The following is a 26,321-nucleotide window of genomic DNA, read 5'->3' as shown; positions in this document are numbered from 1 at the left end:
AAATTTAATGTAAAATTGAAGTAGATAGGAACAATTTTTTAAAAGATGGTATAATGTATTTGATTTTCAAAAGAAGTGAGGGATAACAATGACACAATACAATGTGCTTGTAGTAGACGATGAAGATGAAATAAGGGATGCCATAGAAATATATCTTAAAAACGAGGGAATTAAGGTATTTAAAGCAAAGGATGGATTAGATGGACTTATGGTATTAGAAGAGGAGGATATACACCTTATATTAATGGACATAATGATGCCTAGAATGGACGGAATAAAGGCTACATTCAAAATAAGAGAAAGCAAGAATATCCCCATAATTATGCTTTCAGCAAAATCTGAGGATACTGATAAAATATTAGGCTTAAATGTAGGCGCGGATGATTATATTACTAAGCCCTTTAATCCTATGGAGCTTGTGGCCAGGGTAAAGTCACAGCTGAGAAGGTATATTAACCTTGGTAATTACAAACACAGCAGTGAAGAAATAAATGTAAATGGACTCATACTAAATAAAGATACCAAGATGGTTACAGTAGATGGAGAAGAAATAAGACTTACACCTATAGAATACAAAATACTTGAACTATTAATGGAGAACCGTGGAAGAGTTTTCTCTATTGAAGAAATATATGAACGTGTTTGGAAAGAACCCTACTTTAATGCAGATAATACAGTAGCAGTACACATTAGGAGAATACGAGAAAAGATAGAAATCAATCCTAAAGAGCCTGAATACCTAAAGGTGGTGTGGGGAATTGGATACAAAATTGAAAAATAAGAGCACATGTTTTCTTATCCTGATTCTATCTGTATACATCCTTTCTATATCTGCTTTAGCTGCGGTTGATATTTATAATAATAGAGACATGCTTACTACGAAGCCGTACTTTAACAGCTGGCAATTTAGCGGTGAAATACGAGAATATGTAGATGCACTGATTTATTATTATAAAATAGATAATAATTTTGATTATTCTGATGAAGACTTAAAAATAGCTGTAGATGAGCATGACGATGTAAAAAACTACATGCAGAGCAAAGCGTATATCAAATATTATATAAAGGATAAAAACAATAGTATATTTACTAATCTAGATAAGAATATTGATTTAGAAAAGTATATAAATACAGAAACTTTATATAGTATTAAGTTCCCACTTAGCAGCAATAATAGATTTGCTTCAGTATCTAGAATTTTCAATGACAATGGCCTTGATGGCTATATAATTATACCGAAGGATATAAATACATCTAGTAGAATATACTTGGATTATACTTATTTTGAATCCATAAAGAGCAGAGTAACAAAGGAAATCGTCATATTGATAATTTCTTTTATTATAGGAATGGGATTACTTATATATACTATAAAGAAAAAAGACATGATAATAGATGATTTAGAAAAACCTATCAAATTGTATAGAAAATTGCCCTTAGATTTTAGATTTGGGTTATTCTTGGTATATTCATTTTTTATGATGTCGTTTTCTACAAGTATAAATGTGTTTTATAAGGCTATAACCATTAGACAGTTCATTATTTTAACCTTTGCAAGTATTTATGTAGTTTATTTTATATTGAATGCTTGGGAATTATATAAAATGTTGACCATTAGTGGTTATCTTAGAGAAGAAATTAAAAAAAGCATTGTGTATACAACTGTAGTTATGCTAATAGATAGCTTTGCAGTTAAATCTGTAGGGATCAAGATTCTTGTAGTAGTCTGGTTGACAGCTTTTACAGGCTTTTTCTTTGTTCTAGCTTTTGTCGCCTATGGTGATTTAATATCAATGTTATGTGTAGGATACATGGTGTTGTACCTCATTTTTGTACCTTATTATGTCATTAAGCGTGTTAGCCATCTAAACAAAATAATCATAGGAGCAGAGGAGATGGCATCAGGAAACTTTAATTATGTAATAGAGGAAAGAGGTAAGAGCGTCTTATCAAGACTAGCGAATAATATTAACAATATGAGTTTAGGTTATAAAAAATCCGTAGAAAATCAAGTTAGAAGTGAAAGACTGAAGACAGAGCTAATAACTAATGTTTCTCATGATTTAAAAACTCCATTGACATCGATAATAAACTACATTGATTTATTAAAAAAGAAGGATATTCCAGAAGATGCAAAGGATTATGTAGAGGTCCTAGAACGAAAGGCTCAGAGACTAAGGGCTTTGATAGATGATTTATTCGAAGCATCTAAAATGACTAGCGGAGCAATTGAATTAGATATGGAAAAATTAGATGTTATTTCACTTTTAAATCAGTCATTAGCTGAGTATGATGAAAAAATTGAAAACTCTACTCTTGATTTTAAGATAAGCACTCCAAAGAATCCAGTATATGCCGAGCTTGATGGTAAAAAGACCTGGAGAGTTTTCGAAAATCTAATTAGCAATATATTAAAATATTCAATGCCAAATACAAGAGTGTATGTTGACATAGCTGAGAGTGAAAGCTATGTTATGGTTACTATGAAAAACATTTCAAACCATGAACTAGATTTTGACTCAGATGAGTTATTCGAAAGATTTATTCGTGGCGACAAGTCAAGAAATACCGAAGGCTCCGGGCTAGGGCTTGCCATAGCTAAGAGTATAGTAGAGCTTCAGGGCGGAAGACTTGATATAGAAATTGACGGTGATTTATTTAAATCAATAGTATATTTTAAAAAGATGAGATTAGGCTAAGAGACTTGTTAGTTTCTTAGCCTTTAAAATTAAAGTTTTATCCTCTGTTTGCCGATATAAAATATAGATAATCATTAGGTATGGGGGGAAAAACATGCGAGTAGAAAGTATAAAGACAAATGATATACAGTATAGCTCACAGCGTTTGAGTACAGGTGAAAACAGACAAAATGAATTACCAGGAAACAGAGAAATAGAAAGCAAAGAGGTAATGCCTCAAAAAAAATATACAGAAGAAGAGCTAAAATCAGCTATCACTAGTGTAAACAAGGCTATAAATCCATATGATAGGAAACTAGAATTCTCAATACATGAGGCCACTAGATTAATATCTGTTAAGGTAATAGATACAAATACGGATGAGGTAATCAGAGAAATTCCTCCTGAGAAGATACTTGATATGGTGGCTAAACTATGGGAAATTGCAGGGATAATTGTAGATCAGAAAATTTAAATGAGGTGATTTAATGAGCAGTATAAGAATAACTGGGATGTCTGGAATAGATACTGAAAAAATGATTACGGACATTATGAAGGCAGAAAGAGTAAAAGTAGACAATGTACAGCAGGACAGACAAATAGTACAGTGGAGACAGGAACTGTATAATTCAATAAACAAGGATTTTGCTAATTTTATATTAAATTCTAGAAAAGAATTTGGATTAAGTGTTATTACATCTACTGGAAGCATAGACAGCAAATCCCTAAGCAGCTTAAGCTGGGTTAAAAGGGCAATTTCTTCTAACGAAGGTGCAGTTAAGGCAAGTACTACTTCTCAGGCTGTTAATGGAAGCTATGATGTAACTGTACATAGATTGGCTGATGGAGTGAAGGGGGCTAGTAGTGTAAATGCTGATGAAGCTATAAAAGATATATTATCTAATTTAAGTGATGCAGTGATAGAAGATGGGGAAGTTATAAGTCCTTCTGAAACTTTTGACATTAAAATAAATGGTGAAACCATTACTGTAAAAAAAGGTGACACTATGAGTTCTATAGTTAAGAATATTAATTCTTCTGGTGCAGGAGTACAGGCATCTTATGATGCTGCTATAGGCAGGTTTTTTATACAGACAACAGCTACAGGTAAGGATGCAGAACTTAAAATAGAAGCTGCTCAAGGTTCTAAAGGAGAAGAATTTATCAATGCTTTAAGCCTAAATGTTACATCATATAATGCAGATGGAACACAAAAAACTGCTGCTTTCAAATTTGAAGATTCTCCGTATAATGGTGTAAATGCTCTAATAGACTTTAACGGTGCCACAGGCATAGAGCAACAATCTAATCAATTCACCATAAACGGAATAAATCTAGATTTAAGAACTACAGGTAGCACAACAATAAGAGTAGACACAGACACAGATGCAGTATATGATAAGATTAAAGGCTTTGTGGACAAGTATAATGAACTTGTAGACAAAATGGGCAAGCTTCTTGGAGAAAAGAAATACAGAGATTTTAAACCACTAACATCTGAACAAAAAGAAGCCATGAAAGAAAAAGAAGTCGAATTATGGGAAGAAAAAGCAAAGAGTGGACTTCTCAGAAATGACTCTATAATCTCAAGTATTATGCAAAATGTAAGAGGCTCATTATATCATAAGGTTGAAGGACTTGAAGATAATCCGTTTAATTCACTTTATCAGCTTGGCATAGAAACAGAAGGATATGTACCAGGCGAAGTAGGTGGTAAATTAAAAATAGATGAAGAAAAGCTAAGAAAAGCCATATCTGAAGATGCAAATGGAGTATTGGAAGTATTGTTTAAAGAAGCAGATACTACTACAAAGAATGGAAAAACAGTCCCTGTGAAGAATTCAGGTGGAGTCATAACTAGAGTATTCAATAACATGATAGATGGAATGGAAGATATAATAGGCAAAGCAGGACCGGGGGAAGATTCCAGTCTGTATAGAAGTATAAATACAAGGCTAATGTTAGACTTTGTTACAGAACACAGCAGCATTAGCTTGCTAGATAAGGACTTGACTAGTTTAGATCGTAGAATTAGTGATCTTAACGCACAGCTGCTAAGAAAAGAAGAATCATATTACAGTAAGTTTTCTGCTATGGAAAGATTTGTACAGCAGATGAATAACCAAGGCTCTTGGATGATGCAGCAGCTTGGCATGTAAAATCAATTGAAAGGTGAGATAGGGCAATGGCCTATAACAATTTATATCAACAGTATCAGCAAAATTCAATAACTACCGCATCTCCTGAAGAATTGACTTTAATGCTTTATAATGGAGCTATTAAATTTATTAATCTAGGAAAGCTCCATATAGAAAGCAAAGAAATAGAGAAAGCCAATAATGCCATTAAAAGAGCGCAGGATATTATCTATGAGCTAAATAATACATTAGACATGAGCTACCCAGTTTCTAGCAACCTTAGAAGCATATATACCTTTATAATTGAAAGATTAGTAGATGCAAATATAAAAAAAGATGTGAAAATTTTAGATGAGATTTTGCCACTAATAGAAGGAATACGGGACACATGGAAGGAAGCCATGAGAGAAGCTAGGAAAATAAAATACGGTGCCCTTTAGAATGGGGGATAATATGGTAGAGAATATCATAAGCGAAATGATAGAATTAATTGAAAAAAAGCTTATAAGTCTAAAACATATTTTGGGCTTAAAGCCAAAGCAAAAAGAAGCAATTGAAGAAGAAAATATGGAAGGCATAGAATCAGCTATTGATGGGATACAAAGCCAAATTAATATAGTAAATGAAATAGATTCTATGTATATGTTAAAGCTAAATGAATTAAAATCATACACTGATATAGAAGATATAGCTCAGTTAAATGATATAAAATATCCTAGAGCCATAATCCTAAAGGATAAATTAGCTGAAATAAAGTCTTTACTACAGCAAATTAAAGTTCTTGATGATGATAATAATCTTCTGATGAGCGAAAAATTTGCAGAAACAAAAGAAAGGCTGAAAAACCTTAGACAAGGTCAAAAAATGGCGAAGGGTTATTTTGTAGAGCATAGCGGAACCATGTTTATAGATGAAAGAAATTAAATTGAATTAATTACATAAGAGAGATTGTGCATTCTTAGCAGCACAATCTCTCTTTGCTATTATAAGCTATAGTTTAAACATACCCCTAAGCTCTTGAAGCACGCCTAGTGAGGTTTTCAAGTGATAATTATACACAATATCTAAATCAGTCAAGTTATCAGTTCCTACTATATTTAAGTTGTACTTATTATTTACAATACTAGAATTTTCGGGGCTTAAATTAAAACCTGATCCCATTTCTGCTAATAAGTTTAAATTGTAGTAAAGTTTCTTTAGCAGGATTCTTGAATGCTGAAGGTTCACATCACCTAAACTTCTCTTATAAAGCTTAATATTTATTTCCTTTATTAAAATTGGATACTCCTTATCTATTACATCAAGCTTGTCTTCGATATCTGCTAGATGTTCTTTTTTCTTTCCAGGTTCTTCTTTTATGATGATTGCTTTTAAAGCTCGTGAAAATTCATCAATTATATTTAAGGATTCTGAATATATTTTGTCCTTAGCTAAGGGAGGGGAGATTACAAAGTTAACTATAACAGCTACAATAATTCCTACTATAGTATCTAGAATTCGATTTAAGCTATAAGATAGCTCCTGACCTTTTTCCACACTTATGATTATTGAAATAAATACTATTGTGGCTATAGATATGGACTTACTCCATCCCAGCTTGTTACAAAGAGATATTATTATTATTATACCTATACCGATAATTATAGGATTTCCTATGGATATAAAAGAGCCTAGAAGGCCAACTGCTGCACCTAAAATGGTTCCTAGAACTCTGTCTCTTCCCATTCTATATGAATCTACCAAGTTACCCTGCATGGCTATTATTGCTGCAACCCCTACAAAAAATGGAGAGTTAAGCTTAAGTATATAAGCTAAAGTGATGCCTATTGTTACAGCGATTGATGTTTTAATTGTTCTCATTCCTATTTTCAAAGAAATCATCCTTATCAAAACAGTATTTGTAGTTGCTATTATTGATCCTTGCTTACATATATTTTATTATTATCAGCAATAAATGTCTATACTTTATGTAATATGAATTTGAGAAACTGCCTTTAATAAACTCGTACATCAGATGAATTTAGTCAATTCAATATATAGTGTATATATATTAGTTTGACCACAAGAAAAAGAATAAGAATAATTGTATATTAAATTGGCAAAATTATTAATATATAGTAGTAAATTATGGAATATTGAGTTTTCCACTGAATATTCACAAGTTATACACAACAATATTTGTACAAATGAACAGTTTTCCACAGACTTATACACATTATCCACAAAATAGCATATTATTTATCCACATTTAAGCAACAAGATAGCTGTGGATATAATACTGAATAATTATTCTACCATAAGTATGTTTAAAAGGCGAATAAATAGAAAATATGTTGAAACATATAAAAAAACATCATATTACATTAACCTTTTTTATATATTAATGTTTTTCTATAATATATAAATATGGACAGGCGCTTTAATTGAGCAGGAGTTAATGATTCTACATTAAGTCGAAAGACATTAATGCTACATTAACTAGGACGATAAATTGTTTTAATTAAAAAAATGTTAATTAGCATGGACAATGGGTATTATATAAATATAATCAATAAATTTTAAAACTACATAATATTTTAGAAAATTTAGAATATAAAAAGGATTAATAAATTTTATGTAGAATTTTATATTTAACAACTGAATATAGATTTTATAACTAAATATTTAAACTGAGAGGAGTTGGAGTATATGAAAATTACTATCAGTGGCAAAAACATGGTGGTAACAGATGCTTTAAGAGATGTAATAGAAAAAAAGATGGGTAAGCTAGATAAGTATTTTTATGAAGACGTTCCAGTTTACATTACGCTAAGTGTTGAGAAGAATAGGCAGATTATTGAAGTTACAATTCCTTTTTCAGGTGCTATTATTAGGGCAGAAGAGTCTACTGATGACATGTATCAATCAATAGACAGGGTTGTTGATGTTTTAGAAAGACAAGTAAGAAAGCATAAGACAAAGCTTCAAAAGAAAAATAAGGGACTTGAAACTATTAGATTTGAAAACGTTCAGGCACTTCCAGCAGGGGAAAATGGAAAAGAGGCTAGTATAGTAAGAACAAAGAGATTTGCAATGAAGCCTATGGATGCTGAGGAAGCAGTGCTGCAAATGGAATTACTTAGACATGCTTTTTATGTATTTAGAAATGCTGAGTCAGATGAGGTAAATATAGTATATAGAAGAAAAGATGGAAATTATGGATTGATTGAACCAGAATACTAATAAAATATTACTTATACAAGCGACAGAGGCTCTCTGTCGCTTTTGGCATTTTTGTAACAGAATTTTTTATTAATATTAAAAGGTATTTGTCTAAAAATATAGAATATTTACTTTATATGAGTGATTAGGGGGGAAGGACTTTGCTTTTAGAAAGCATGATTGTGGCGATCTTCTTTGGCAAGATAAGAGGAGGAAAGTTTTCTAGACTGTCGAAATTAGAATTTAAAAAAATTTGGATTTTTATTTTAGCGTTGATTATTCAAGTAGGAGTGATATTATTTGGTGTCAGTGGAAATAAGTTTGTTCTTAAGTATATAAGAGAGATCAATATACTTTCCTACGTTTTTCTATTTCTAGGTATTATAATAAATATAAAACAAAGGACCCTTACTATAATATTATTTGGGATGTTAATGAATGTTTTTGTAATGTTTTCTAACGGATGGAGAACACCTGTATCTATTGATGGACTAATGTTAGCGGGATATTCAGAATTGGCAGACTTGACTTTATCGGGAAAACTTGCTTTTTATATACCTTTAGATGAGGCTTCAAAGTACGGACTTTTAGGTAAAATAATCACCGTTCCACCACCTTATTTTTTTCCACAGATTCTTAGTATAGGAGACATTTTTATATCCTTAGGATTGTTTTTATTCATACAGAGCGTTATGACTGATGAGGGCTTTGACAAGACTAGCATGGTTAGGTTCAATTATAAAAGCAGGATTTAAAATACAATAGAAAAGCTCATAGCCTCGAGAAAAATGGAGTTACGAAGAAATCTTTGATTTCGTTGTAACTCCATTAAGCGTAGATTGGACTAAATTAAGAGAGTAATCTTTAATTTTAATTCACCAAAATTAGAATCCTACTCTGCAAATGCTAACTAAATATTTCTATTATATTTCTTTTGTGTATCTGAACTTTGTCTACTTGTAATTATTTGTCACTAGTGATAAAATAAATTGATAAGGCAAAAAATTAGAGAGGTGAGATTTATGAAGAGGTTTTTCGAGAAATTTTTTGGTACTCACAGTGAGAGAGAGATAAAAAGAATAGAGCCTATAGTAGAACAAATCGAAGAATTAGATGAAAAGATGCAAAAGCTTACTGATGACGAATTAAAGGCGAAAACACAGGAATTTAAGAATAGATTAAATGACGGCGAAGAATTAGACAATATATTACCAGAGGCATTTGCCACAGTTAGGGAAGCAGCCCATAGGGTTTTAGGCACGAAGCATTATAGAGCGCAGTTAATAGGAGGAATTGTTCTCCACCAAGGAAGAATAGCTGAGATGAAAACAGGTGAAGGTAAGACACTTGCTGCAACATTACCTGCTTATCTGAATGCACTTACTGGAAAGGGAGTTCATGTTGTTACAGTAAACGATTATCTTGCTCAAAGAGATAGGGATTGGATGGGTAAGGTATATGAATTTTTAGGCTTATCTGTAGGATGCATATTACATGATATAGACAATACTGCAAGAAGAGCAGCCTACAACTGTGATATTACTTATGGTACTAACAATGAATATGGATTCGATTATCTAAGAGATAATATGGTTATATATAAGCATGAAATGGTTCAAAGAGAGCTAAATTTTGCAATAGTTGACGAGGTAGATAGTATATTAATTGACGAAGCAAGAACACCTCTTATCATATCTGGTGAAGGTGACAAATCGACCAAGCTTTATTATGCTGCCAATGCTTTTGTACAGACTCTAAAAGGGAGAATAATAGACCCTAATGAAGAAAAGGTAAGCAAATTAGATAGAGAATATAAGGAAGAAACAGTAGACTTTGTTGTTGACGAAAAATCTAGAAATGTAACTATTACTGAGAAGGGGGTAGCAAAGGCAGAAAGAGCCTTTGGCATAGAGAATCTAGCTGACCCTTCAAATATGGAATTATCTCACCATATCAATCAAGCGTTAAAGGCTAATAACTTAATGAAGAGAGATATAGATTATGTAGTTAAAGATGGGGAAGTCATTATAGTAGACGAGTTTACCGGAAGACTTATGTTTGGTAGAAGATATAGTGAAGGACTTCATCAAGCCATAGAAGCTAAGGAAAACCTTGATGTAAGGAGAGAATCAAAAACACTTGCAACTATTACATTCCAAAATTACTTTAGAATGTATAAAAAGCTTTCAGGTATGACAGGTACTGCAAAAACTGAGGAAGAGGAATTTAGGGAAATATATAATGTGGACGTTATAGAGATTCCAACTAATAAACCAGTTGTTAGAAGCGATTATCCTGATTCTGTATATAAAAATGAAGAGTTTAAGTTTAAAGCAGTAGTAGATGAAATAAAAGAGAAAAATAGCAAGGGGCAGCCAGTTCTTGTAGGTACTATTTCAATTGAAAGATCTGAATTATTAAGTAAAATGCTTAAAAAAGAAGGAATAAAGCATGAGGTTTTAAATGCTAAGCATCATGAGAGAGAAGCCGAAATAGTAGCACAAGCAGGTAGATTTGGCGTTGTGACCATAGCTACCAATATGGCTGGTCGTGGTACTGACATAGTGCTTGGAGGAAATCCTGAGTTTATAGCAAAGAGTGAAATGAAGAAAAAAGGATATACAGAAGAGATGATTTCTGTAGTAGATAGCTTTGCAGACACTGATGATCAGGAGATACTTGAAGCAAGAAAAGTCTATAGAGAATTATTAGAGGATGCTAAAAAAAGTACAACCTTAGAGAATGAAAAGGTAATACAGGCAGGAGGACTCCATATAATCGGCACAGAAAGACACGAGTCTAGACGTATAGATAATCAGCTTAGAGGTCGTGCTGGACGTCAAGGAGACCCTGGTTCATCGAGATTTTATGTATCACTAGAAGATGATTTGATGAGGCTATTTGGCAGTGATAAAATTAAAGGAATGATAGAAACCCTTGGTATGCCAGATGATGAGCCATTAGAACATAATCTTCTATCAAAATCCATAGAAGGTGCTCAAAGAAGAATAGAAGGCCGCAACTTTGGCATCAGAAAGCATGTTCTTCAATATGACGATGTCATGAATAAGCAAAGAGAGGTAATCTACGCTGAAAGAAGAAAGGTTCTTGAAGGAGAAAACCTGAGAGAATATATACTTTCAATGGCTGAGGGTATAATTGACAGTGCCATAGCAACCTCTACTGAAGGTTTGAAATATCCAGAAGAGTGGGATCTAAACGGACTTTTAGATAATATTTCAGGATATATGCCTATAAAGGGAATGGTAACATTTGAAAAACCTGAGGAGCTTACAAAAGAAAGTCTAAAGGATATATTAGTAGATACTGTTACTGGATTATATGAAAACAAAGAAAAAGAAATTGGAGAAGAAGTTATAAGAGATATTGAAAGAGTCATATTACTCAGAATAGTCGATACAAAATGGATGGATCACATTGACGCAATGGATCAGTTAAAACAAGGTATAGGCTTAAGAGCAATGGGTAATGAGGACCCTGTAATAGCTTATCAGGTAGAAGGCTTTGATATGTTTGAAGAAATGACTAAGAGCATTCAAGAAGATACTGTAAAAGCATTGTACCATCTTGAAAGACCTGAAAAGGTTGAAAGAGAAAGAGTAGCTAAGGTGACAGGAGCAAGTCACGGCGAATCAGAGAAAAAGGCTAAACCCGTAGTAAAAGGCGAAAAAATAGGCAGAAATGACCCCTGTCCATGTGGCAGCGGTAAAAAGTACAAAAAATGCTGTGGACAGAATGAATAATGAAGGAGATGATTAATTGGTAGAATTTGAGATATATAAAGAGCGAATATCTAAACTAAGAGAGGAATTAGCAGAGGTCGGTGTTTCTCTTTGACTTAGAAAGTCTTAGAGAAACAGTAAAAAAACTAGAAGAAAAGACCTATGAGTCAGACTTCTGGGGAGATGTACAGCAGGCTCAGAAGACAATGCAGGAAATTACCTTTATAAAAGATAAAATAAGTGAATATGAAGAAATATCAACAGAACTAGAAGACGTAGAAGTACTTCTTCAGCTTTTAGAAGAAGAAGAGGATATTGCAACTGAGAATGACTTACGAAAAGGTACAGAATCCGTTGAAGAAAAGATTGAAAATCTGAAAATAAAGACATTGCTTAGTGGTGAGTATGATAAAAATGGTGCAATACTGTCTATTCATGCAGGAGCAGGTGGTTTAGAAGCTCAGGATTGGGCAGAGATGCTTTTAAGAATGTACAAGAGATGGTCTGAAAGAAAAGACTACTCCACAGAAATTCTGGATATTCTCTCTGATACAGAAGGAGGAATAAAAAGTGTAACTCTTTCAATAAGAGGAATAAATGCCTATGGATACCTTAAATCAGAAAAGGGTGTTCATAGACTAGTTAGGATTTCACCCTTTGATTCATCAGGTAGAAGACATACATCATTTGCATCTGTAGATGTATTTCCAGAGCTAGACGAAAATATGGAAATAGACATTAATCCGAATGATTTAAAAATAGACACATATAGATCAGGAGGAGCCGGAGGGCAGCACGTAAATACCACCGACTCAGCCATAAGGATTACACATATTCCTACTGGTATAGTAGTTCAATGTCAAAATGAAAGATCTCAGCACAGTAACAAGGCTACAGCCATGAGAATGCTTATGGCAAAGCTAATTGAAATTAAAGAGCTTGAGCAAAAAGAGAAAATAGAAGATATTCAAGGACAGTATAATCAAATAGGCTGGGGCTCTCAAATAAGATCATATGTATTTCATCCATACAGCCTAGTCAAGGACCATAGAACAAATGCAGAAACAGGCAATATATCAAGTGTAATGGATGGAAGCTTAGATATGTTTATGAACGAATATTTAAAATGCAAAGCAAAATAGTCATCAAAATGATGGCTATTTTTTTTATGACCGATTTATGTGAGCGACAGCGAACAAATAAATTTGTGAAGTAATTGATTAACTTTTTACAATTTTTGTTGAAATAGAGGAAAAAACAATATGATGTAGAATAATGTATTTATTAATATATAGAGGTATATGGACTAAGGGGATTATTTTTCTTACAAAGGGAGTGGGAGAAAATGAAAAAGGAAAAAGATAATATTTTTTCTAATAAGGGGGTCTTTAAAAAAAATAAAAGTAAAAAATTACAAGAAGTAAATCATAAGAATGTAACCACGAACGAGAAAAAACTGTTCTCAAAAAATGAAAACAGGATAAATGACTTCAAGACGAAGAGAAGGATAGGAAATCAGATATCTAGAGTAGTATTAATTCTTGCAATTGTACCATTGTTATTTGTCGGAATAATAAATTATTATATAGAGACTAAAAGAAATACAGAAAATATTGAGATCTCAAATTTAAATATGGCTAAATCCATATCTAATCAAGTCGAAGCACAAATTAATGGATTGTTTGATATGCTAAAGTCATTGTATTTAACTAATGATTTCTTAAATATAGATTCATATACGTTAAAAGGGATCCCCATTAAAATAGCTAGCGAATATGATAGCATAAATGCTATTCAAATATATGATTCAAAAGGAAACCAGATTTTATCAAGTAAAAACACAAAAACTGATATAAATGTTGCAGGTGAAGAATGGTTTAAAAAGGCTTTAGAAGAGGAAAGATATGTTTCTGATTCATATATAGAAGATGCAACACCAGAAATAATAATTTCTATGCCAATAAAAAATAGATCAGGTAGTTTGAAGGGAGTTATTGCTGCAAATATAAGCCTAAAGAACCTATCTTCTATAGCAGAGGAATTTAAAACTGGTGAAACAGGCAATACTTATATAGTAGATAGAAACGGAGTTATGATTGTACATATTGATTATAGAAATAAGGTATTTAAATCTTTTAATGCTAAGGAAGCAGGGATAGAAGGCGTACTTAAAGTACTAGAGGGGAATTCAGATGTAAGTACATATAAGAATGAAAATAATGAAACTGTAATAGGAGCATATAGCTATATGCCTTCGACAGGTTTTGGAATAATTGTAGAGCAAAACAAGGCTGAGATAACTAAATCAGCAGTTGTAAACTTTACAATAACTTTAGCAGTGACTTTAATAGCAGTACTTATCATTATACTTTTAACCTCAATCATTGCAAGAAAATTTTCTGCTCCTATAGTAAATCTTGTCCACGTAGTAGATGAAATAGGAAATGGAGATTTGACAAAAAGAGCAAAGGTTGACTCCCATAATGAAATAGGTAAGCTGCAACAGGAATTTAACAAAATGGTAGATTCGTTATATAATATTATATCTAATGTAAACAAAGCCATAGCTAATTTCAAAATAAATGTAGACAACTTAAATCAGAGTGTCAAGTTAACTGTGGGAGCCTCTACTGAAATAACTAGAGTAGTAGATCAGGTTGCTTCTGGGGCAGAGGATCAATTAAAAAATGTAGAGGATACTATAGGCCTAGTAGAAGGAATAGCTAAAAATGTAAAAAACGTAGATGATAATGCTCATGGGATTTTAATGGCAACAAGCGAGGCTTCTCACATAGCAAAAGACGGCTCAAAGGATGTTGAGAGTACAAGAGCTTCAATGTACTCGATAGCTTCAAAGGTAAAGGAATCAGCTGAGCAAATTGCTACCTTAAATGGCCGAACTAAAGAAATAGGTAATATCATAACATTTATAGATAATATTTCAAAACAGACTAATCTTCTTGCATTGAATGCAGCTATTGAGGCTGCTAGAGCAGGTGAATATGGCAGAGGCTTTACAGTGGTAGCAGAAGAAGTAAGAAATCTAGCAGTACAAACTAGTGATGCTTCAAATAATATAGTAAATCTCATTAGCCAAATACAAGAAGATATGGATAGAGTATCTAAATCTATGGAGGAAGGAATTGTAGAGGTTGATAAAGGTAGCTTTGCAATAGAGAAGACAATAAGTTCCTTTGAAAAAATAGCAGATGAAACTGATAAGGTATTTAAAGGTGTAGAGGATTTTGCCGTAGTAGTTGAAGAGCTATCGGACAACATGCATAAAATCGAAGGCTCTATAGCACAGGTAAGTGCAGTATCACAGCAGACGGCGGCGGGAACACAGACTATTATGGCAAGTACTGAAGAACAGCAATCTGCTATTCACCAGATTAATCAGGCTATAGAAGAGCTTAATCAAATGACAGATAATCTAAATGAAATGATAAAGGGATTTAAGATTAATTAGTCGATAGGGATTCAGCTGTGGCTGAATTCTTGCTTTAATGAGCAAATATATGTAATAATAGACATGGTTATTAAGCTATATAAAAAAGGAGAGAATTCTATTGAATATAATTTCTAGATTGACAGAAGAATTTAAGCTGAAAAAATTTCAGGTGGAAAACACAGTAAATCTTATAGATGAAGGTAATACAATACCCTTTATTGCCAGATATAGAAAAGAGCAGACTGGAGAGTTAAGCGATGTTATCTTAAGAGATCTGTATGAAAGACTTATTTACTTAAGAAACCTTGAGGGCAGGCAAAATGAGGTAATAAGGTTAATTGAGGAGCAGGGAAAGCTGACAGCAGAATTAAAGAAAGAAATATTATCTTCTGAAACCCTCCAAAGAATAGAGGATTTATACAGGCCATATAAACCTAAGAGAAGGACCAGAGCTACAATAGCTAAGGAAAAAGGATTAGAGCCATTGGCAGAGATAATAATGTCTCAAAATATTAATCAAGGAAGCTTAGATGAAATAGCAGCTCCATTTATAGACGCAGAAAAAGAAGTTAATACAGTAGAAGAGGCTTATCAAGGAGCAATGGATATAATAGCAGAAGTAGTATCTGACAACGCCGAGTTTAGAGAAATAATTAGAAAGATAGTATTTGATAAGGGTATAGTTATTACCTCTGCATCAGATGATAAGGCTGATTCTGTATATGAAATGTACTATGACTATAAGGAGCCAGTGAAAGTAATTGCAAATCATAGGATATTAGCCATCAATAGAGGAGAAAAGGAAAAGTTTCTAAAGGTTAAGATAGAGAGTCCAGATGACGAAATAATAGATGTTTTGAAATCCAGGGTAGTAAATAATGATAAAGCAATAACTACTTCATATTTGATTTCAAGTATTGAAGACGGATATAAAAGGCTTATTTCACCTTCAATTGAAAGAGAAATAAGAAATACACTTACAGAAAAGGCAGAAGAACAAGCCATAAAAGTCTTTGGAGTAAATTTAAAGCCTCTTTTAATGCAGGCGCCAGTAAAAGGTAAGGTAGTCATGGGATTTGACCCTGCTTTTAGAACTGGATGCAAGATTGCAGTAGTGGACGAAACAGGAAAACTTTTAGATTTCACTACTGTTTATCCTACAGAGCCTCAGAACAAGGTAGAAGAAGCAAGAAAAGAGCTTATTAATCTCATCAACAAATACAATGTAGATATTATCGCCATTGGTAATGGTACAGCATCCAGAGAATCAGAAACCATAGTAGCAGAAATGCTAAGAGACCTTGACAGAAAGGTATACTACACTATTGTCAGCGAAGCGGGGGCATCTGTGTATTCAGCTTCTAAGGTTGCAAATGAAGAGTATCCTGATATAAATGTTTCCATAAGAGGTGCTATTTCTATAGGAAAGAGACTTCAGGATCCTTTAGCAGAGCTAGTAAAGATAGATCCCAAAAGTGTTGGAGTAGGACAGTATCAGCATGATATAAATCAAGGAAGATTGGACGAGACTCTTAAAGGAGTTGTAGAGGATTGTGTAAACAATGTAGGAGTTGATTTGAATACTGCTTCTATATCACTGCTCAGCTACGTTTCAGGAGTTTCTTCAAGTGTTGCAAAGAATATAGTAGGCTTTAGAGAAGAAAAGGGCAAATTCAATAATAGAAAGGAGTTACTTAAGGTAAAAAGATTAGGGGAAGCAACATTTGTTCAATGTGCAGGTTTTTTAAGGATATCTGATGGTGACAATCCTTTAGACAATACAGCTGTTCATCCAGAGTCTTATGATGTGGCATTGGCTCTTATTGAAAAGCTGGGATTTTCTACAGATGATATTAAAGCAGGCAAGCTTAAGCAGATAGATTCTATTATAAATGAAAAAAATATTATAAAGTTTGCAGAGGAGCTTCAGATAGGAGTTCCAACTCTGAGAGATATTATTAAAGAGTTAAAAAAACCAGCAAGAGACCCTAGAGAAGAAATGCCTAAACCAATTTTTAGGACTGATGTACTAAAGATGGAAGATTTAAAGCCTGATATGATACTTACAGGGACAGTAAGAAATGTAGTAGATTTTGGAGCCTTTGTTGACATTGGAGTAAAGCAGGATGGTTTAGTCCATATTTCTCATTTATCTAACAAATTTGTGAAGAATCCAATGGAGGTAGTTTCTGTAGGAGACATTGTAAATGTGAAAATACTTGATGTAGATGTTGAAAAGGGGAGAATATCTCTTAGCATGAAAGAGGTGTAACTATAATATCTCTCAGAAAAAATATGGAGGGCAATAAAGTGGATAGGATTCTGTTACATAAAGAAAATAAAAGGCTAGAATTTATAAATGAGTTAATCCTAGAAGCATCGTATAAACAGACTAATGATGAAATGTTAAATACATCATTAAGAAAAATTGCAGAAATAATTGACATAGACTTTGGATATATAGTTAACTATAATGATAAAGAAATAATCCTAACAAATGCTGAGGGACAATATAATTTACCAGAGGGCTTTTTGGAAGAAGCAATAAACTTTAGATTTAAAAACGATATAATTAGGGATGAAATGGGGAAAAGAATATTTATATTAAATGAAGAGAATTTTAATACTCCTAAGCAAGAATATATGATTAAAAAGTATGACTTAAAGACTCTAATAACTGTACCTATAGGCTCTAATGATGCCTTTGCTGCTAAATTGATACTCTTGTTTTCCCATAAGGAAAAGGATGATATATTGGAATATGTCCCCCTTTTAAAGACTATAGGAAACACTCTTTGGATACTTATACAAAAGCAAAAGATACATGAGGATTATCAAAACAACATCATTAGAACGGAAAAGCTTAGGGCATTGGGAGAGCTAGCAGGAGGAATTGCCCATGATTTTAATAATCTGTTGACAACAATACTAGGGTTTTCCCAGATTGTATTAACTCGAGAATTAAGTGAAGATATAAGAGAGTACATGAATATCATCCATAAATCAGCCCTAGATGGGAAAGAAATTGTAGATAGAATACAGGGCTTTAATCGCAAGAAGTTTGGCAATAAAAAAGAAGTTTGTTCAATAAACTCAATAGTTGAAAGCAGTATAGAGATGGCAAGACCAAGATGGAAAAATTTTTACGAATTTTATGGAAACAATCTTAAGATAGTAAAGGGACTTTATTCGAATAGTAATATTTATTGTGTGGAGCATGAAATAAGAGAAGTAATTATTAATTTATTATCAAATGCTATGGATGCCATGGAAAATGGGGGTATATTGACTATTAGAACCTATGATGATGAAGATAAGGTAATAGTTGAAATAGGAGATACAGGGGTAGGTATTCCCGAGGAAATAAAAGAAGAGGTTTTTGAGCCTTTTTATAGCACAAAAGGAATAAATGGAACAGGATTGGGGCTTAGCATTGCAAAAAATATTATTGAGGATCATAATGGCAGTATTAAACTTGAAAGCAAGATTGGCGAGGGGACAACCTTCAATCTAAGTTTTGACAGATTTCTTAAAGAGCCAGAAGCCATTGATATATTTGAATCTAATATAAATGCTTATGATATAGATAAAGAACTAAATATCCTTGTAGTAGACGACATTCTACAGGTTGGTGAAACAGTAGTACAGATGCTTAAGACAATTGAAGTATCCGCCGATATAGAGGTTGAAAGTGAGAAAGTAATAAATAGATTATCTCACAAAAAATATGATATAATTATATGTGATTTAGCTATGCCAGAATTAAATGGTATAGATCTAAGTAAGATAGTAAAAGAACAGTATCATCAGACAAAATTTATTATCATAACAGGTTGGCCTGGAAGGTTTAAGAAAGATGGTTATGATAGCGTAGACTATATAATGAGAAAGCCTTTTACAATTGAAGAATTAGCTAAGGCTATTAAAAGTGTCTTATAATACATAGGGAGGAATAATAATGCTTTTAATTAAAAATGCAAAAATTTATACAATGTCTGAAAACGGAATAATAGAAAATGGTAGCATTCTAATTGAAGACGGAAAGATAAAAGAAGTGGGCAGAGATATAGTTGCTCCTCTTGATTCAGAAATTATAGATGCAGAGGGCAGATTAGTGACACCTGGATTTATTGATGCTCACTGCCATTTAGGAATGTGGGAAGACGGCATAGGCTTTGAGGGCAGCGATGGAAATGAAATGGTTGATCCTGTCACACCACATCTAAGGGCAATAGACGGAATAAATCCAATGGATGTTACATTTAAAGAAGCAAGAGAAGGCGGAGTTACTTGTGTAGCTACAGGTCCAGGGAGTGCCAATGTTGTAGGTGGACAGTTTGTAGCTCTAAAGACATATGGTGATAGAATAGATGATATGATAGTAAAAGAGCCGCTAGCTATGAAGGTTGCATTTGGAGAAAATCCAAAAAGAGTTTACAATGGCTTGAAAAAATCACCAATTACTAGAATGGCTACTGCTGCCATACTTAGGGACACACTGATGAAAGCCAAAAAATATGTGGAAAAGCTTGATAAATCAAAGGATGACCCTACAAAGGCTCCAGAATATGATATGAAAATGGAAGCAATGGCAAAGGTTATTAGAAAAGAGCTTCCTCTAAAGGCACATGCTCATAGAGCTGATGATATATTTACTGCTATAAGAATAGCAAAGGAATTTGATGTAGACATAACTCTTGAACATTGTACAGAAGGACATTTAATAGCAGATTATCTTGCTAAGGAAGGAAAGCCAGCTATAGTAGGGCCTACTCTTTCTGATAGATCTAAATTTGAACTTAGAAATCTTACATTCGATACTCCTAAAGTACTTCACAATGCTGGAGTAAAAATAGCTATAATGACAGATTCTCCTGTTATACCACTACAGTATCTTCCAATATGTGCAGGATTGGCAGCAAGGGCAGGATTAGAGGAAATGGAAGCATTTAAAGCCATTACAATTAACCCAGCTGAAATATTAGGCATACAAGATAGAGTAGGAAGTATTGAAACAGGTAAGGATGCAGACATAGTGATTTTTGATGGGAATCCATTAACAGATATAGGCTGCAAGACTTTCGCTACTATTATTGATGGAAAAAGAGTGAAGTAGTGTAATTGAGAAAGGAGAATTGCTCCATACTCTTATTGTCATCCTGAACGATAGTGAAGGATCTCGCGTGATTTAATTATGATTTAGAAATAGTGTAACAGCAGCTTAACAATTGTCTAATACTGGGTAATCACCGTTAAAAAATTGTTTAAAAGATAATTGACAAAATAATACTGCTGTGAGATAATGAAATTGTTAAAAATAAAATATATTAAAATCTTCAGGGCAGGGTGTAATTCCCGACCGGTGGTATAGTCCACGAGCTGCTAATGCAGTTGACTTGGTGAGATTCCAAGACCGACAGTAAAGTCTGGATGAGAGAAGGTTTTGCTAATATCCACATACTTAACGTAGATTCGAGTTTATCCGAAGACTGCGATATTAAATCGGATATAAATTAGCTATCTAGCCCTGATGTCATTCTTCAGGGCTTTTTTATGACCTAACTGCGAGAAAGTACCAATGCTCTGAAGGCAAATAAAAATTTGGAGGGATGGTATATGTTAATAGTAAGAGAAAAAATGAGCACTAGAACAATGGTAAAAACAGCAGTATTATCAGTATTGGCATTCTTAATAATGTATTTTGAAGTGCCTCTATGGTTTACTCCACCTTTTTTAAAGGTCGATTTAAGCGATATTCCAGCTTTAATAGGTGCATTTTCTTTAGGCCCTGTAGCTGGAGTAGTTATTGAATTACTTAAAAATATATTAAATGTGGCTATTGAGGGTACTACTACGGGAGCAGTAGGAGAGCTGGCAAACTTCTTTGTAGGAAGTATATTTGTATTCGTAGCTGGGATTATATATCAAAACAAAAAATCCTTTAAGTCTGCTATACTAGGTATGGTTGCAGCAACTATAGCTATGACTGTTGCAGTTTCTGTACTAAACTATTATTTTCTTATACCCTTCTATGCAAAGCTATTTGGAGTATCAGTAGACCAATATGTTGAGATGGGTGCGCAGGTAAACAGATTTGTCACAGACTATAAGAGCTTTATACTATATGGAATAGTACCCTTTAACCTTTTAAAAGGAATAATGATATCAGTTATAACAATACCGCTATATAAGAGAGTATCACCTATATTGCATAGATAGAAGACACCATATGGTGTCTTTTTTATGACCTAACCCGATTTTCTGAATGTTTTTGTCAGAAAATCGATGGTAGGTCAAATGCAACAAGCACCAACTATATTGTAGGTTTATGATAGGAGTGTCCGTTAGGACCAAATTTATGTGAGCGACAGCGAACAGATAAATTTGTGTTGCGAGACTGCTACTTGTATATCATACCCAAACTGGATATAATATTTTTAGGATATGCTAAGGAAGGATGAAGCAATTGCTTAAAATAAATGTAGATGATATAAAAGAAACAGAAAAGCTGGGCTATACACTTGGAAAGCTATTAACTGGTGGGGAAATAATATGTATGAATGGGGATTTAGGAGCAGGGAAAACTACTATGACCCAATCAATAGCAAAAGGTCTAGATGTGGAAGACTATGTGACCAGTCCTACATTTACAATAATTAACGAATATAAAGGCAGATGTCCCTTATATCATTTTGACGTCTATAGGATTAATGATGTAGACGAGATGTATGATCTGGGATATGAAGAATATTTTTATTCAGATGGAGTATCTATTATAGAATGGGCAAATATAATAAAAGAAATACTGCCGAAGGAAAGATTAGATATAATGATTAATAAAAAAGATAATATAGAAGGCAGAGAGATAATTATAGCTGGAAATGGGGAAAAATATATAAATATTATCAAATTGCTTTCAGAAGAAATCTAATATACTGTTTTATATATAAAGGAGCTGAAGAAGGATGAAAGTCTTAGCCATAGATACCTCTAGTATGTCTGCAACCTGTGCAATTATGGACGATGATAAACTACTGGTGGAATATACTCTTAATCATAAATTAACTCATTCTCAAAAAATAATGCCAATAATAAAAGAGGCATTTGATAGCTGTGGATTAAAGCCTGAAGACATAGATATATTTGCAGTAGCAAAGGGACCAGGCTCATTTACTGGTTTAAGGATAGGAGTGGCAACCATAAATGGACTTGCTCAGGCAACAAACAAAAAGGTAGTAGGAGTATCCACACTTGATGCACTTGCATTTAATTTGCCATACTGTGGAGGAATAATAGTTCCTGTGATGGATGCCAGGAGAGATAGAGTATTTACAGGAATATATAAATGGACAGGTGGGAATCTACATATAATTAAAGAACAAACAGTTCTAGAGGTTAAAGAGCTTATAGATATATTAATTGAAAGACCTGAAAAAATAGTATTTGCAGGGGACGGAACTCTAGTGTATAAGGATGCTTTCTCAGAAGCATTAGGAGAAAAGGCTATATTTGCTCCAAGGAGTGTTAATATGGCAAGAGCCTCCTCTGTAGCTGAGCTTGCAATGGCAAAAGCTATAGAGGGAAAGACAGAAAGCTTTTTTGAACTTGTACCAGACTATTTAAGAGAATCTCAAGCGCAAAGAGAATATAATGAAAAGCATTGTATGACAGGTGACGATAATGAGTAATGTAATAGTTAGGGAAATGGCTGAAAAGGATATAGATGAAGTAATTGAAATAGAAAAAGAAGCTTTTGAAACTCCTTGGTCGAGAGAAGCTTTTGTATTAGAATTGATTAAGAACCAATTAGCTAGATATGTTGTAGCAGAAAAGGATGGTAAAATAGCTGGTTATGGCGGACTATGGCTCATACTTGATGAGGGGCATATAACTAATATAGCCGTAAGCTCTGCATACAGAGGACAAGGCATAGGAAATATGATTGTTGAAAAGCTTATAGATATATGTGAAGAAAGAGAAATAAAAAACATGACATTAGAGGTTAGAAAATCTAATTTAATTGCTCAATCTCTATATAAAAAATATGATTTCATCGATTGTGGAGTTAGGAAAGGATATTATACAGACACTAAAGAAGATGCAGTTATTATGTGGAGGGTAAAATAAAGTCACTTTGCAAATACTATATAGGGGACAATAATTCCAAAGGAGATGGTATTTTTGTCTAAAAGAAGACTAGTCGTTCCTGAAGCTAGAAATGCTTTTGAACAATTCAAGACAGAGATAGCAAATGAATACGGGGTAGATGACCCTAAAAACTTAGCTGCAAAGCATACTGGAGTAATAGTGAGAGAGCTGATAGCAAAGGCTGAAAAGCAGTTAATAGACAAAGAGTAGGCATGAGGAATCAGAGAAAACTTTATTTTTCTCTGATTTTTTTGTTATTGCTTTTTATTAAATAATGGTGTAGAATAAAATAAAGACAATATAAAGACATGTCTCAATATTTCTTACAGAGGTGATAGTTTTGGACATAAATGAAAAATTTAAAATCGATGGTGCGAGAATAGTTGAGGTTGACATACCTTATGCTATTCCATTTCAAATAAGTGGTGGAGTAAGCTATAGTCGTAAATCTTTAATAATAGAATTATTGTCAGATGGAATAGTTGGATATGGAGAATCAGCACCCTTTGAAGCGCCTTTTTATTCGTCGGAGACAATTTCTTCTGCAAAGGCTATGCTAGAGGAATGGATACTCCCAAGAATTATTGGCAAAGAAATTCAATCTATTGAAGATATAAATCGTATAATTAACGATAGCATAAGAGGCAATAATTTTGCTAAAGCAGGAGTAGAGACTGCTTATTGGGATTTAGTTGCAAGAAAAAACAATATTTCCTTAAAAGCTCTTATATACAATAAACTAAAGGAATTAGGCACTACAGAAGAATATCTAAGGAATGAATCCTATATTTATTCTGGTGCTTCAGTAGGAATACCCGAAGACAATAGCTATGAAACATTAGCCAAATGGATTAAAGAATACATAGAAGAAGGGTATAAAAGAATTAAAGTTAAAGTAAAACCAGGCTGGGACTTAAAGGCTTTGGAAACTGCAAGAGCTGTCGTGGGAAATGATTTTATATTATGGCCTGATGCCAATGCTTCATTTAATTTAAAGGAGCATGAAAATATTCTTAAAGAAATGGACAGGTATAATTGTACCTTTATCGAACAGCCTCTTCATCATGATGATATTTTTGACCACTGTAAGCTAAGTAAAATGATTAAGACTCCAATTTGCTTAGATGAGTCATTAAAATCAGAAAGGATTGCGGAGCAAACAATAGAGATAAAGGGTTCTAGAATTTGGAATATTAAAGTACAGAGAGTAGGTGGGCTCTACGAAGCCCTAAAGATATATTGTTTAGCTTCTAAACACAATATTGAGGTATGGGGAGGCACGATGCCTGAAAGTGGAGTTGGTGGAGCCAGTATATTAGCTTTATCTACATTTGCTGGATTCAAATATCCTGCATGTATAGAGCCTAGCAGCAGATGGTATGGCAAGGGAAAAGATATTAAGGAAATGGTTATGGACAAAGACGGAAAAATACATTTAACAGAAGAGATAGGCATAGGGGAAATAAATAAAGACAATTATGAGAAATATGGTAAAATAGTTTATGAGAACATACTTTAAGGAAGTATTAAATTTTAGATAGATATATATACTATAAATGTTCTCATAATGCATGGAAAGGTATGGATTTCCTTTCTGATCGGAGGGTTATATGTGAGAGTAGGGATTGTAGGACCAGAGGATTTGGTCAATGAGAGCATTGACATAGGTAAAAGATATAAATCCATTCAGACCATCGGTATTCCTTATGAAGATGAAAGCGATACCTTAAGCAATGTAAAGGCATGGGAAAATAAAGTAGATGCATTTTTGTTTACAGGATTTTTACCATATTATCATGTGAGACAAACTCAATTAACAGACAAGCAGCTATTTTACTATCCTATACTTGGTTCATCCTTGTATAAGGTATTATTTAAAATGAAATTTCACAACAATATTAACATTAGTAAAATCAGCATAGATACTTTAAGTGAGTCAGAAATAGGAGAGGTATACAAGGAATTAGAGATGTTTTATGATTCCTTATATGTAAATGATATGCATTTGTCTAATTATTCTAGAGAGCAATATATAGAATTTCATCGCTGCCTTTATGAAGAAGGAAAGACAGAGGCAGCCATAACCTCTATTAACTCTGTATATAAAAAGCTTAAGGAGTATAAGGTGCCTGTTTTTAAAGTTACTCCTACAAGGTTTACAATGAAGGAAACCTTCAAGCTAATAGCATCAGCTAGTGAAACTAGAATTGCTAAAAGCAACCAAATACTAATTATAATAGTGGATATAAAAGAGTATAGCTTAAATGGAAGCAGAATATCTGCCCTAGAGATGAAGGAGAAAAGGCTGTCCCTATATCAAGAGCTACTAAATTATAGCAGACTTTATCAAGCATCTGTTTTTTCTTCAACAGATGGAGATGAATTTATAGTTCTTATTACTAAGGGTATATTTCAAGAATACACTAACTCATATGAGAGTATTCCCATAGTTAATGAAATCAAGGATAAGTTTTCTATGTCTATAAACATGGGAATTGGAATGGGAACTAATGCCTTAGAGGCAGAGGAAAATGCGAGAAAAGCATTAGCATTGTCTAAAGAAAAAAAGGATTCATTAGCTTATATGATAAATCAAGATAAGGTTGTAATTGGGCCAATAGGTTCATCCAATAGCCTAGAGTATAGATTAAAGAGTCAAGATAAAACACTATTAAAATGGACAGAAAAAACCGATATTAGCATTTCTAATCTGACTATGATTAAAAGCTTATTATCAAAGCTACAGACAGACAGCATTACGGCTTCAGATATACAGAAAGGATTAGATATAACCTTGAGATCAGCAAATAGAATAATGAATAAGCTGGTAGATGGAGGAGCGGCAGTAGAGGTTGGAGTTGAACAGCCTGGAAGAAGAGGACGACCAAGCAGAGTATATAAAATTGATTTTAGTGAGGATAAGCTAAAATAGTATTGTAAAAATTTCTTTAGTTATTAAACC

The 26,321-nt window shown here is 33.2% G+C and carries 22 protein-coding genes and 1 riboswitch; of the genes, 21 read left to right on the top strand and 1 reads right to left on the bottom strand.

What is annotated here, in order from left to right:
• Positions 1-88: 88 nt before the first annotated feature.
• From QO263_RS18295 to flgN, 6 genes are all read left to right on the top strand, one after another.
• Complete coding sequence (locus tag QO263_RS18295) at positions 89-781, top strand: response regulator transcription factor (protein ID WP_285624633.1); 693 nt, start codon at positions 89-91, stop codon at positions 779-781.
• On the top strand, positions 759-2,699 hold the full coding sequence (locus tag QO263_RS18290) for a HAMP domain-containing sensor histidine kinase (protein WP_285624631.1): 1,941 nt from the start codon (positions 759-761) through the stop codon (positions 2,697-2,699). Before QO263_RS18295 ends, QO263_RS18290 begins: the two co-directional genes overlap by 23 nt.
• Positions 2,700-2,793: 94 nt before the next feature.
• On the top strand, positions 2,794-3,153 hold the full coding sequence (locus QO263_RS18285) for a flagellar protein FlaG (protein ID WP_285624628.1): 360 nt from the start codon (positions 2,794-2,796) through the stop codon (positions 3,151-3,153).
• Between the two features lie 13 nt (positions 3,154-3,166).
• Positions 3,167-4,837: a flagellar filament capping protein FliD gene (gene fliD / locus QO263_RS18280; protein ID WP_285624626.1), complete on the top strand. Its 1,671-nt coding sequence runs from the start codon at positions 3,167-3,169 to the stop codon at positions 4,835-4,837.
• 26 nt (positions 4,838-4,863) lie between these two features.
• Positions 4,864-5,256: a flagellar export chaperone FliS gene (fliS, locus tag QO263_RS18275; RefSeq protein WP_285624624.1), complete on the top strand. Its 393-nt coding sequence runs from the start codon at positions 4,864-4,866 to the stop codon at positions 5,254-5,256.
• A 13-nt stretch (positions 5,257-5,269) separates the two neighbouring features.
• The gene (flgN, locus tag QO263_RS18270) at positions 5,270-5,740 is read left to right on the top strand and encodes a flagellar export chaperone FlgN (protein ID WP_285624622.1); all 471 of its coding nucleotides are present in this window, start codon (positions 5,270-5,272) and stop codon (positions 5,738-5,740) included.
• 66 nt (positions 5,741-5,806) lie between these two features.
• On the opposite strand, the gene QO263_RS18265 is transcribed toward flgN, so the two are convergent.
• Positions 5,807-6,688 (bottom strand): FUSC family protein, encoded by an 882-nt coding sequence (locus QO263_RS18265; RefSeq protein ID WP_285624620.1) that lies wholly within the window; start codon positions 6,686-6,688, stop codon positions 5,807-5,809.
• An 816-nt stretch (positions 6,689-7,504) separates the two neighbouring features.
• Between QO263_RS18265 and hpf the strand changes: the two genes are divergently transcribed.
• The 15 genes from hpf (at position 7,505) to QO263_RS18190 (ending at position 26,291) form a co-directional block, all read left to right on the top strand.
• On the top strand, positions 7,505-8,038 hold the full coding sequence (gene hpf, locus QO263_RS18260; protein ID WP_285624618.1) for a ribosome hibernation-promoting factor, HPF/YfiA family: 534 nt from the start codon (positions 7,505-7,507) through the stop codon (positions 8,036-8,038).
• A gap of 140 nt (positions 8,039-8,178) precedes the next feature.
• Positions 8,179-8,772 (top strand): DUF5317 domain-containing protein, encoded by a 594-nt coding sequence (locus QO263_RS18255; protein ID WP_285624616.1) that lies wholly within the window; start codon positions 8,179-8,181, stop codon positions 8,770-8,772.
• A gap of 267 nt (positions 8,773-9,039) precedes the next feature.
• The gene (gene secA / locus QO263_RS18250; RefSeq protein WP_285624614.1) at positions 9,040-11,781 is read left to right on the top strand and encodes a preprotein translocase subunit SecA; all 2,742 of its coding nucleotides are present in this window, start codon (positions 9,040-9,042) and stop codon (positions 11,779-11,781) included.
• Between the two features lie 16 nt (positions 11,782-11,797).
• Positions 11,798-12,902 (top strand): peptide chain release factor 2 gene (prfB, locus tag QO263_RS18245; RefSeq protein ID WP_285624611.1). Its coding sequence is split into 2 segments (ribosomal slippage): positions 11,798-11,872 and positions 11,874-12,902, totalling 1,104 coding nucleotides; the frame shifts between segments, so codons are not numbered across the junction.
• A gap of 203 nt (positions 12,903-13,105) precedes the next feature.
• Positions 13,106-15,229 carry a methyl-accepting chemotaxis protein gene (locus QO263_RS18240; protein WP_285624608.1) on the top strand — a complete coding sequence of 708 codons (2,124 nt, stop codon included), beginning with the start codon at positions 13,106-13,108 and terminating at the stop codon, positions 15,227-15,229.
• Between the two features lie 100 nt (positions 15,230-15,329).
• Positions 15,330-17,483: a Tex family protein gene (locus QO263_RS18235; protein WP_285624606.1), complete on the top strand. Its 2,154-nt coding sequence runs from the start codon at positions 15,330-15,332 to the stop codon at positions 17,481-17,483.
• Positions 17,484-17,521: 38 nt separating this feature from the next.
• Positions 17,522-19,150, top strand: coding sequence for a hybrid sensor histidine kinase/response regulator (locus QO263_RS18230; protein WP_285624604.1), 1,629 nt, complete (start codon positions 17,522-17,524; stop codon positions 19,148-19,150).
• Between the two features lie 19 nt (positions 19,151-19,169).
• Positions 19,170-20,327 (top strand): amidohydrolase, encoded by a 1,158-nt coding sequence (locus tag QO263_RS18225; protein WP_285624602.1) that lies wholly within the window; start codon positions 19,170-19,172, stop codon positions 20,325-20,327.
• Positions 20,328-20,539: 212 nt separating this feature from the next.
• A riboswitch (FMN riboswitch) is annotated at positions 20,540-20,657 on the top strand.
• Between the two features lie 170 nt (positions 20,658-20,827).
• Positions 20,828-21,430, top strand: coding sequence for an ECF transporter S component (locus tag QO263_RS18220; RefSeq protein ID WP_285624599.1), 603 nt, complete (start codon positions 20,828-20,830; stop codon positions 21,428-21,430).
• Positions 21,431-21,677: 247 nt separating this feature from the next.
• Complete coding sequence (tsaE, locus tag QO263_RS18215) at positions 21,678-22,142, top strand: tRNA (adenosine(37)-N6)-threonylcarbamoyltransferase complex ATPase subunit type 1 TsaE (protein ID WP_285624597.1); 465 nt, start codon at positions 21,678-21,680, stop codon at positions 22,140-22,142.
• A gap of 34 nt (positions 22,143-22,176) precedes the next feature.
• Positions 22,177-22,899, top strand: coding sequence for a tRNA (adenosine(37)-N6)-threonylcarbamoyltransferase complex dimerization subunit type 1 TsaB (tsaB, locus tag QO263_RS18210; protein ID WP_285624595.1), 723 nt, complete (start codon positions 22,177-22,179; stop codon positions 22,897-22,899).
• Positions 22,892-23,338: a ribosomal protein S18-alanine N-acetyltransferase gene (rimI, locus tag QO263_RS18205; RefSeq protein ID WP_285624592.1), complete on the top strand. Its 447-nt coding sequence runs from the start codon at positions 22,892-22,894 to the stop codon at positions 23,336-23,338. Before tsaB ends, rimI begins: the two co-directional genes overlap by 8 nt.
• A gap of 54 nt (positions 23,339-23,392) precedes the next feature.
• Positions 23,393-23,569: an alpha/beta-type small acid-soluble spore protein gene (locus QO263_RS18200; RefSeq protein WP_285624589.1), complete on the top strand. Its 177-nt coding sequence runs from the start codon at positions 23,393-23,395 to the stop codon at positions 23,567-23,569.
• A 130-nt stretch (positions 23,570-23,699) separates the two neighbouring features.
• On the top strand, positions 23,700-24,878 hold the full coding sequence (menC, locus tag QO263_RS18195) for an o-succinylbenzoate synthase (RefSeq protein ID WP_285624586.1): 1,179 nt from the start codon (positions 23,700-23,702) through the stop codon (positions 24,876-24,878).
• A gap of 93 nt (positions 24,879-24,971) precedes the next feature.
• Positions 24,972-26,291, top strand: a complete 1,320-nt coding sequence (locus tag QO263_RS18190) for a hypothetical protein (RefSeq protein WP_285624583.1) — start codon at positions 24,972-24,974, stop codon at positions 26,289-26,291.
• Positions 26,292-26,321 lie beyond the last annotated feature (30 nt).

Origin of the sequence: Proteiniborus sp. MB09-C3, assembly GCF_030263895.1 — a bacterium.
GTDB lineage: Bacteria > Bacillota > Clostridia > Tissierellales > Proteiniboraceae > Proteiniborus.
This window is presented reverse-complemented; position numbering and strand designations above follow the sequence as displayed.